This window comes from Mesorhizobium sp. M6A.T.Cr.TU.017.01.1.1, from assembly GCF_004023115.1.
Lineage (GTDB): Bacteria > Pseudomonadota > Alphaproteobacteria > Rhizobiales > Rhizobiaceae > Mesorhizobium > Mesorhizobium mediterraneum.
The window spans coordinates 1-7,241 of sequence record NZ_RZTA01000188.1; the positions used below are offsets into that span (position 1 = coordinate 1).

Sequence of the window (7,241 nt, forward strand, 5' to 3'; positions counted from 1 at the left end):
GTCGGCAAGAAGCAGATCCCGAACTACAATCTTCTGATCGGCCGCTATCCGGGCGCCGACGGCATGAAGACGGGGTTCGTCTGCCCCTCGGGCTTCAACATGATTGGCTCGGCAACGGCACGTCGGCATATTCCCGGCCCGATGTATCGAGCATCGCCTTCGGCTTCGGCCCGGTGGCGCCGCCAAGGCCGACGGCGACCAATGTCGGCACATGGTCGAGCTTTTCCCGATAGGGCGATTTTGGCGCATCCTTATCGCCGACGGGGACGGCAGCTTCCGACTGCTCCTTAGCCGGCTTCTTCTTGCAAAGCTCGTCACGCAGGTCATTGACCGATGTCGTGTCGCCATAGGCAGGCAGCGCCGCGACCGTGACCCAGTTCGGCTCTTGCGCCGCGAAACCCTGGTCGAGCAGTCTCGCCGTGGTCTCGGCGCGGGTGATGGTCGACTGTTCGCCGAGCACGACGGCGACCAGCGTGCGGCCGTTTCGCGTTGCCGAGCCAATCATGTTGAAGCCCGAGGGGCAGACGAACCCCGTCTTCATGCCGTCGGCGCCCGGATAGCGGCCGATCAGAAGATTGTAGTTCGGGATCTGCTTCTTGCCGACGGCGAGGCCCTCGATCGAGAACCATGGGGCATATTGCGGGAATTCCGTGCGGATCGCCATCACCAGCAAACCGAGGTCGCGCGCCGTCGTATACTGGTCCGGCGAAAAGAGCCCGTTCGGATTGACGAAATGCGATCCGGTCATGCCGAGCCGGCGTGCCTCGGTGTTCATGCGTTCGGCGAAAGCGGCTTGCGAACCGCCAATGTTCTCGCCGACGGCCATGGCGACGTCATTGGCCGATTTGACCAGCATCATCTTCAGCGCATTGTCGAGCCGCATGACCGAGCCCGGCTTGAAGCCCATTTTGCTCGGCGGCTCGCTGGCGGAACGCTTCGTGACCTTGATCGGCGAATCGAGCCGGACCTCGCCCGCGGCAATCGCACGAAATGCCACATAGGCGGTCATCAGCTTGGTCAGCGAGGCAGGATACCAGCGCTTGAAAGCCTCCTGATGCTGGAGGATCTTGCCATTCCCCAGGTCGAACACGATCGTCGGATTGGCGAGAGCCGGACCGGCCAGCACCGGAAGCGCCACGGCGCCCGCCAGCAATAGTCTAGGGAAATGCTTGTACCGCATGGAATCCGAAATCGCCTCTTGCCGCAGTCGCCTCTGGCTCCGTAAGATTGTTACGCGATCGCCAGCATAGTGATCCGGCCCTCTACCCGGATCCCAGTCTTGCGGTGCTATTTACCCTATGTGACGTCAAGATGGCAAAGTGCCTGAATGACAATTGTAAAACAGTAGGCACAATTGCAAAGCAGCAGGCAGAACCCGTCTGCTCCAACAGCGAGATGGAACCATCATGCCGATCCTGAACCGCGCCGCCGAAATGCAAGACGAGGTCGCCGGCTGGCGCCGCCATTTGCACCAGACGCCAGAGCTGAATTTCGACGTCTTCAAGACCGCCGCCTTTGTCACCGAGAAGCTGAAGGCCTTCGGTTGCGACGACGTGGTGACCGGGCTCGGCAAGACAGGCGTCGTCGGCATCATCCGCGGCCGCCTGGGCGAAGGTACGACCATCGGCCTGCGCGCCGACATGGACGCGCTGCCGCTCAATGAGATCACCGGCAAATCCTACGCCTCGACCGTTCCGGGCAAGATGCACGCCTGCGGCCATGACGGCCACACCGCGATGCTGTTGGGTGCTGCCAAATATCTCGCCGAGACGCGCAATTTCGCCGGCTCCGTTGCTGTGATCTTCCAGCCCGCCGAAGAGGGCGGCGGCGGCGGCAACGAGATGGTCAAGGATGGGATGATGGAGCGCTTCGACATCTCCAAAGTGTTCGGCATGCACAACATGCCGGGCCTGCCGGTCGGCCAGTTCGCCATCAAGCCGGGCCCGATCATGGCGGCGACCGCCGAATTCACCATCACCGTCAAGGGCCGGGGCGGGCATGCGGCGATGCCGCACGGCACGATCGACCCGATCGTCATCACCAGCCAGCTCGTCGGCGCTCTGCAGACGATCGCCTCGCGCAGCACCGATCCGGTCGAAGCTGTCGTGGTGTCGGTAACGAAATTCCACGCCGGCGACGCCTACAACATCATTCCCGAGAGCGCCGAGATCGCCGGCACCGTGCGCACGCTGAAGAAGGAGGTCGCCAGGAAGGCGGAAGAACGCGTGCGCGCCATCTGCGGAGGCGTAGGCGCGGCCTTCGGCGCAACGATCGAGGTCGATTACAAAGCCAATTATCCCGTCACCTTCAACCATGCGGAAGAGACGGTCTTTGCCAGTGACGTCGCGGCTGATATCGCCGGCGACGCCCATGTGCACCGTGCCATCCAGCCGGTAATGGGCGGCGAGGATTTCTCTTATATGCTGGAGGCACGGCCGGGCGCCTTCATCTTCATCGGCAATGGCGACACCGCGGGTCTGCACAACCCGGCCTACGACTTCAACGACGAGGTCATCCCGCACGGCATGAGCTATTGGGTGAAGCTGGCGGAGACGGCGCTGGCCGCCTGATGAATGTGCCTGAGCCCGTCCTCGGCTTGACCTGAGGGTGCGCTGCGATTTTGAGATGGCGACAAGGCCATCGAGCTCAGGACGTGGCGATGCTCCGATCGTCACTTCCGACCGGACGGCTTCCGCGCAAGACCGAAGGCAATGCCTAGCGCAATGCCGATCCCGATGCCTGCAATGATGTTGTCCAACGCGACGCCGATTGCCACGCCGATCACAACACCGAGTGTGATGTGTTTGGCATCTATCATGCCGGGTCATGTAGAGTGGAAGGGGAGAGCCGCAACCGCAGGCCATCCGTCGGCTACCAACCGGTGTTGCCTGGATCACTACGGGCCGCTCTTCGAGTCGTCGACCTTCAGCGCCTCCATGACGGGCGCCAGATCACTCTCTTCGACTGGGTCTGTAGCCTGCGGCTGTTCGCCTGTCCGGGCCTTGTGCAGAGCTTTCTCAATGGCCTCTTCGATGTCGCCGATCTCGTCTTCGCGTACCTCGTGACCATAGCCGGCCGCGTCGGCATCTTGCTCGAATTGCTGCACCAGGACGGCCACGCTCACTTCGCTCTCGGCGGGCAGATCGCCGACGTTCTCCCGGAGCCAGGTTTCAAAGAACTCTTTTGTGGCGCTCATGCGGTATCTCCTTCGGCACACTAAATCGCAGCGGTGGTCCGAAGTTCCGCCATCCCCAGGTTATCTTTGCGGTCTAACCCTCCTGGATCAGTCCGTAGTGGTGAGGATCAATTTCGAATTGTGGGCAGAAGCCTCTCGACGGCTATGCTTCAACGGCCATCGTCGAAACCAGATTGATTGGATGCAGAGCGCCTCTTGGCGAAACGGTTCGAAGCGGTTATGTGTCGGGCCGCGTGGTCCCGTAGCTCAGTAGGATAGAGCGGCAGATTCCTAATCTGTAGGTCACAGGTTCGATTCCTGTCGGGATCACCAACAAAATCAAAGGCTTAGATACTTCTGCCAGACAAATTCATGCGCCACTGATATACCAGAATTGCCGCGCATTTCCGGGCTTTTCCAAGGGTTAGCCGGGATTCGCTGGCGCATGAATGGCGCACGCGGCACATGAAAAAGCCCGCCGAAGCGGGCTTGGTCGTTGGCGATGCCTAGCGGTTCAGGCTGTGCAGCCTTCGTAGACGGCGAACTTTTCGGTCGGACGCTCTACGGACATGTAATCGGCGAACATATCCGCGGCCAATCGGCTGGGCGCTCGCCACCATTCGATCGGCCGATCCCGCTCATCTAAGCGAGCCACCATCGATCCCAAATATCTGCCGCGGCCTGCATTAACTGTCCTGGCGCTCACTGCTCTGCTCCTTGTTGCCTTTGAGTCCAATATAAGACATAATGTCCAACGTAAGCCTCAATGTCAACAAGGAATCCAACATTGGACATAAAGTCGATTTCACCAGAACAGTGCCGAGCGGCACGCGCGCTGCTGAACATGGATCAGAATGTGCTGGCTGCTGGCTCCGCTGTGTCGCGCGGAGTTATAATCGACTTCGAAAAGGGTCGCCGCACACCTGGCAAGAACAATCTTGCCGCCATCCGCACAGCCCTCGAGACGGCCGGCGTCGAGTTCATCAATCACAGTGGCGTCCGGCTGAAATAAAAAGCGCGCCCCTATTGCTAAGTTCAGGGCGCGCTCTGACTGCCGAGGCGTCGACAATCGGTTCTCCGGAACCAGCACGCCCGATCCGACATGCCTAGCTGCAGAATAGATCGTCGAGAGACTGAACGCAACCAGCACGGTTGAAATATGCAAGGCGTTTTCGCCTTGCATATCAAGTTTCATATGCGGAAAGCGCCTAGTTATACTCGCGCCATTTTGCGACTGGACTCAAATGTTATTTTGTGGAATCCATGCGTCAGCAAGAAACGCATGAGGCTGTGGCCATGAAAGACGCGCTTATCTTCGATGACATCTGCAAAATCATTGCGCAGCCGCGGAGCGATTGGCGCCGGCTAGCCTTTGCCATTGCCTTGGATTTTGGCGGTAAACTCGCAACGGGCCTGGCAATGGGCATAGGGATCGCCGTCGGCATGGGCCTGGCGGGTTGAATGTTTGCATCGTCACGTTCCGACGCACATGACGTAACGTCAAGACTTAGCTATCGCTAACGCTGCGGCGGGCCTGATTCCCGCTTGGCCGGCGCCGTTCAGGCAACCTCCCCTTTGGCGCCGGCCATCTTTTCCGTTCCGTGAATCGTCTCGCGGCCATTGTGGAGGGCGAACCTTGTGTTTGCCTTCGACCTGCGCGATTGTCCGTGAAGCCGAGGGTGGGGTCATGCTCATAGCTGTTTATTTGGGTCTGGCTTTTATCGTCGGCATTGCTGCTCAGAACTATCGCGGGCGCCGAGGAACCCCTTGGTTCTTGCTATCGCTGATCATCTCCCCGCTCCTTGCCGGACTCTTGCTGCTGGCATCCAAAGATAAGCGACCGGCTGCTGTGGCGGTAACAATCACCACCAGTGAAGAGCGAGTAGTTAATGGCCCGATATACGAGAAGAAATGTCCTGAGTGCGCAGAGCAGGTGAAGGTCGACGCAAAAATCTGCCGGTTCTGCCGGCATGAGTTTTGATCACCCACGAATGTCGTATGTCGCCTTCTACATCGCCGCCGTCACCGCATCGATGCTCGCTGGCGCCGTATGGCGCCTCCGACATCGCGACAGTGGGGAGGAATGACCCGGTGACTCTCTTCGGTGTTTTCATATGTATCTATTTCGCGCACCCCCAACAGCCGGCCGAATGCACCATGGTTGGCAATCAGCGGGGATTTCCCGCTATGGAGCAATGTGGGGCAGAACTCGAACGGCTAAGGAGATTGGCGGCGCATGGGCTGTTGCCGCTCGACCAGACTGAAGGCCAAGGGTTCACAAATAGAATGCGGTGGTACACCACATTTTCGTGCCGGAAGTTTCAACGTGTGAACTAAGACTCTCGTACCGAGCGCCGACGGGGTGAAGGCCGTCCGCTGTTTATTCGACGACTTTCCATTGATAGGAGCCGGCGCAACTGAGCATTTCTTGCTCACCGGCAACGCCCTTCCATATCGGTCGTCCCCATGCCTTGCCGTAAGGCCATTTGCCGATTTCGATGCGATCGACAACAAACGTTCGGTTGGAGGGCCATGTCCAGCGAATAACCGTGAAGGGAAGCCGCTCCCCCTGTTCCTTCCAAATCTCAAAGACGTTCTTGTCGCACTCAGGATCGATCATGGGCGGTCTCGCTGGAGCTAGATCAACAGTCTAGCTAGGACCTGCCTGATTGGCCGGCCGCTGACGGAAAATTCATCCTGCTCGATGACCATAGGGACACCAGCATCGTGTGCGGCTTGCAGCGCAGTGGTCAGTTCCATCGCCAGTCTGACAACCTTCAAAGCCGCTTCCTTCTGTTGTGCGTCACGATCTTCGTCTGACAGGACCGCGCCATGACGGCGTAGTTCAGCGGCAACAAGGGCCTTCCTGCGAGATGCTTCGAACTTTTCGGTCAGTTCACGGTAGCGGTTTCGTTCTTCCCTACTCGAATGCTTTTTCCTGCGGCCGAAAAAGTGCCTTTGAAACTCGTTTAGCTCTATCGACTCCTCAACGGTAAGGCCGGCTAGCGTTCTCTCGCCATGCTCGTTGGTCGACAGCCCTAACATCGTGCTGTGCCAGAGTTCCTCGTCAGAATTCAGGTCTAGTTGCGGTCTGTCGTGGCCCATGAAAACACCCCATCGTTGCCCGAGGAAGATATACCAGATTCCGCGCAAAACTCTACGAACAGGGTGTCCACCGTTAACTAACTTACGTTTAGCATCGGCTGGTAGAAACGATCTTTGACGATCTTGCCCAAGCCTTGGCAGCGCCCCGTGGAACTACTCCACGGAGAGCTCTGGCCTTCGTCGCGCTAGGTCTTGGCGTTGTCGTTGTCGTGGCGTTGGCCGGTTATCTGGTAGCCCACAATTCGACCGAGCGGGGCAATGCACGCCTTATGCTTTCCGAGGTGTCGGGAACATCCAGGCCACTCAGGCGCCAATCCACGACTGCCAGGACGTAGCGGGCGCTGTTCAGCGTCATCGCCCTCGATTGTGCCGGGAAGCTCGTCATGGCCTCGCCATTGGCCTTGGCATCGGCATTGGGATGGCCCTGGCCGGTTAAGGCCTGAAGCTAGCGCTCCTAGCCCGTCAGCCCCAGCTCGCAGCTACGAGGTTGAACCGGACGGTGGTGGTCGGATCTGCGCCGGGAGGCTTCTAGACGTCTGCTATATCCCCCGACGACGAAATCGTTGCGTCGACAGCAAAGCCGCCGTCCGTCGCCGCTTTCTTGAAAATGATTTGCCCAGCCCGTTCGAAGATGGCAATCGAATACGGCTCACAGGTTGCGCGGGCGATGTCGCGGACGCCGGCCGTCACGTCGATGACTGCGCCGTCAATCAGATCATCAATGTTGACCGTCTGCACTTCTGCTGGGTCAAACCCGCCCGCGGCCATTAGCGCCTCGAGGAAACCCGACAACTGCCGCTGCGTTCCGTCGCCTGCAACATCGAAGCGCCTGCGCTGCGGAACCGCAAAATTGTCAGTCGTGATGACTGTGTTGGTCACGCCATCGAAAACATGCCGCCACGCGGATATTTCGCTCGCCTTGGCAATGGTTCGCGTCGAGCCAGTGTCGAGATTGGTGAAG

Annotated in this window: 10 protein-coding genes, 1 tRNA gene and 1 pseudogene; 6 read left to right on the top strand and 6 right to left on the bottom strand. The window is 59.2% G+C overall.

The features are described 5' to 3' along the window. Positions 1-117 (top strand): annotated as a pseudogene (locus EOB36_RS35595) (D-alanyl-D-alanine carboxypeptidase); the annotation flags it as partial. Here EOB36_RS35595 and EOB36_RS32360 read toward each other — a convergent pair. Continuing rightward, on the bottom strand, positions 95-1,180 hold the full coding sequence (locus EOB36_RS32360) for a D-alanyl-D-alanine carboxypeptidase family protein (RefSeq protein WP_128286484.1): 1,086 nt from the start codon (positions 1,178-1,180) through the stop codon (positions 95-97). The pseudogene EOB36_RS35595 and the gene EOB36_RS32360 sit on opposite strands and share 23 nt — an antisense overlap. 226 nt (positions 1,181-1,406) lie before the next feature. On the opposite strand from EOB36_RS32360, the gene EOB36_RS32365 reads away from it, so the two are divergent. Then, entirely contained in the window at positions 1,407-2,570 is a 1,164-nt protein-coding gene (locus tag EOB36_RS32365) for a M20 aminoacylase family protein (protein WP_128286485.1), read from the top strand. Between the two features lie 101 nt (positions 2,571-2,671). Here the strand turns inward: EOB36_RS32365 and EOB36_RS34570 are convergent, their stop codons facing one another. Then, positions 2,672-2,818 carry a hypothetical protein gene (locus tag EOB36_RS34570; protein ID WP_164547102.1) on the bottom strand — a complete coding sequence of 49 codons (147 nt, stop codon included), beginning with the start codon at positions 2,816-2,818 and terminating at the stop codon, positions 2,672-2,674. Positions 2,819-2,896: 78 nt separating this feature from the next. Then, positions 2,897-3,196, bottom strand: a complete 300-nt coding sequence (locus EOB36_RS32370; RefSeq protein ID WP_095485916.1) for a DUF768 domain-containing protein — start codon at positions 3,194-3,196, stop codon at positions 2,897-2,899. A 235-nt stretch (positions 3,197-3,431) separates the two neighbouring features. Here EOB36_RS32370 and EOB36_RS32375 point away from each other — a divergent pair. From EOB36_RS32375 to EOB36_RS32385, 4 genes are all read left to right on the top strand, one after another. Next, positions 3,432-3,508 (top strand) — tRNA-Arg (locus EOB36_RS32375). 511 nt (positions 3,509-4,019) lie between these two features. Next, complete coding sequence (locus EOB36_RS32380; protein WP_348631848.1) at positions 4,020-4,187, top strand: XRE family transcriptional regulator; 168 nt, start codon at positions 4,020-4,022, stop codon at positions 4,185-4,187. A 284-nt stretch (positions 4,188-4,471) separates the two neighbouring features. Next, a complete protein-coding gene (locus EOB36_RS34575) occupies positions 4,472-4,636 on the top strand; it encodes a hypothetical protein (protein WP_164897685.1) in 165 nt (54 codons plus the stop codon). Between the two features lie 226 nt (positions 4,637-4,862). Beyond that, entirely contained in the window at positions 4,863-5,156 is a 294-nt protein-coding gene (locus tag EOB36_RS32385; RefSeq protein ID WP_164897686.1) for a zinc ribbon domain-containing protein, read from the top strand. A 399-nt stretch (positions 5,157-5,555) separates the two neighbouring features. Here EOB36_RS32385 and EOB36_RS32390 read toward each other — a convergent pair whose 3' ends face one another. From EOB36_RS32390 to EOB36_RS34580, 3 genes are all read right to left on the bottom strand, one after another. Beyond that, positions 5,556-5,795, bottom strand: coding sequence for a hypothetical protein (locus EOB36_RS32390; protein WP_128286487.1), 240 nt, complete (start codon positions 5,793-5,795; stop codon positions 5,556-5,558). Between the two features lie 17 nt (positions 5,796-5,812). Next, on the bottom strand, positions 5,813-6,280 hold the full coding sequence (locus EOB36_RS32395) for a hypothetical protein (protein WP_128286488.1): 468 nt from the start codon (positions 6,278-6,280) through the stop codon (positions 5,813-5,815). Positions 6,281-6,808: 528 nt separating this feature from the next. Continuing rightward, the coding region (locus EOB36_RS34580; protein WP_164897687.1) for a hypothetical protein at positions 6,809-7,241 on the bottom strand (433 nt) is incomplete at its 5' end.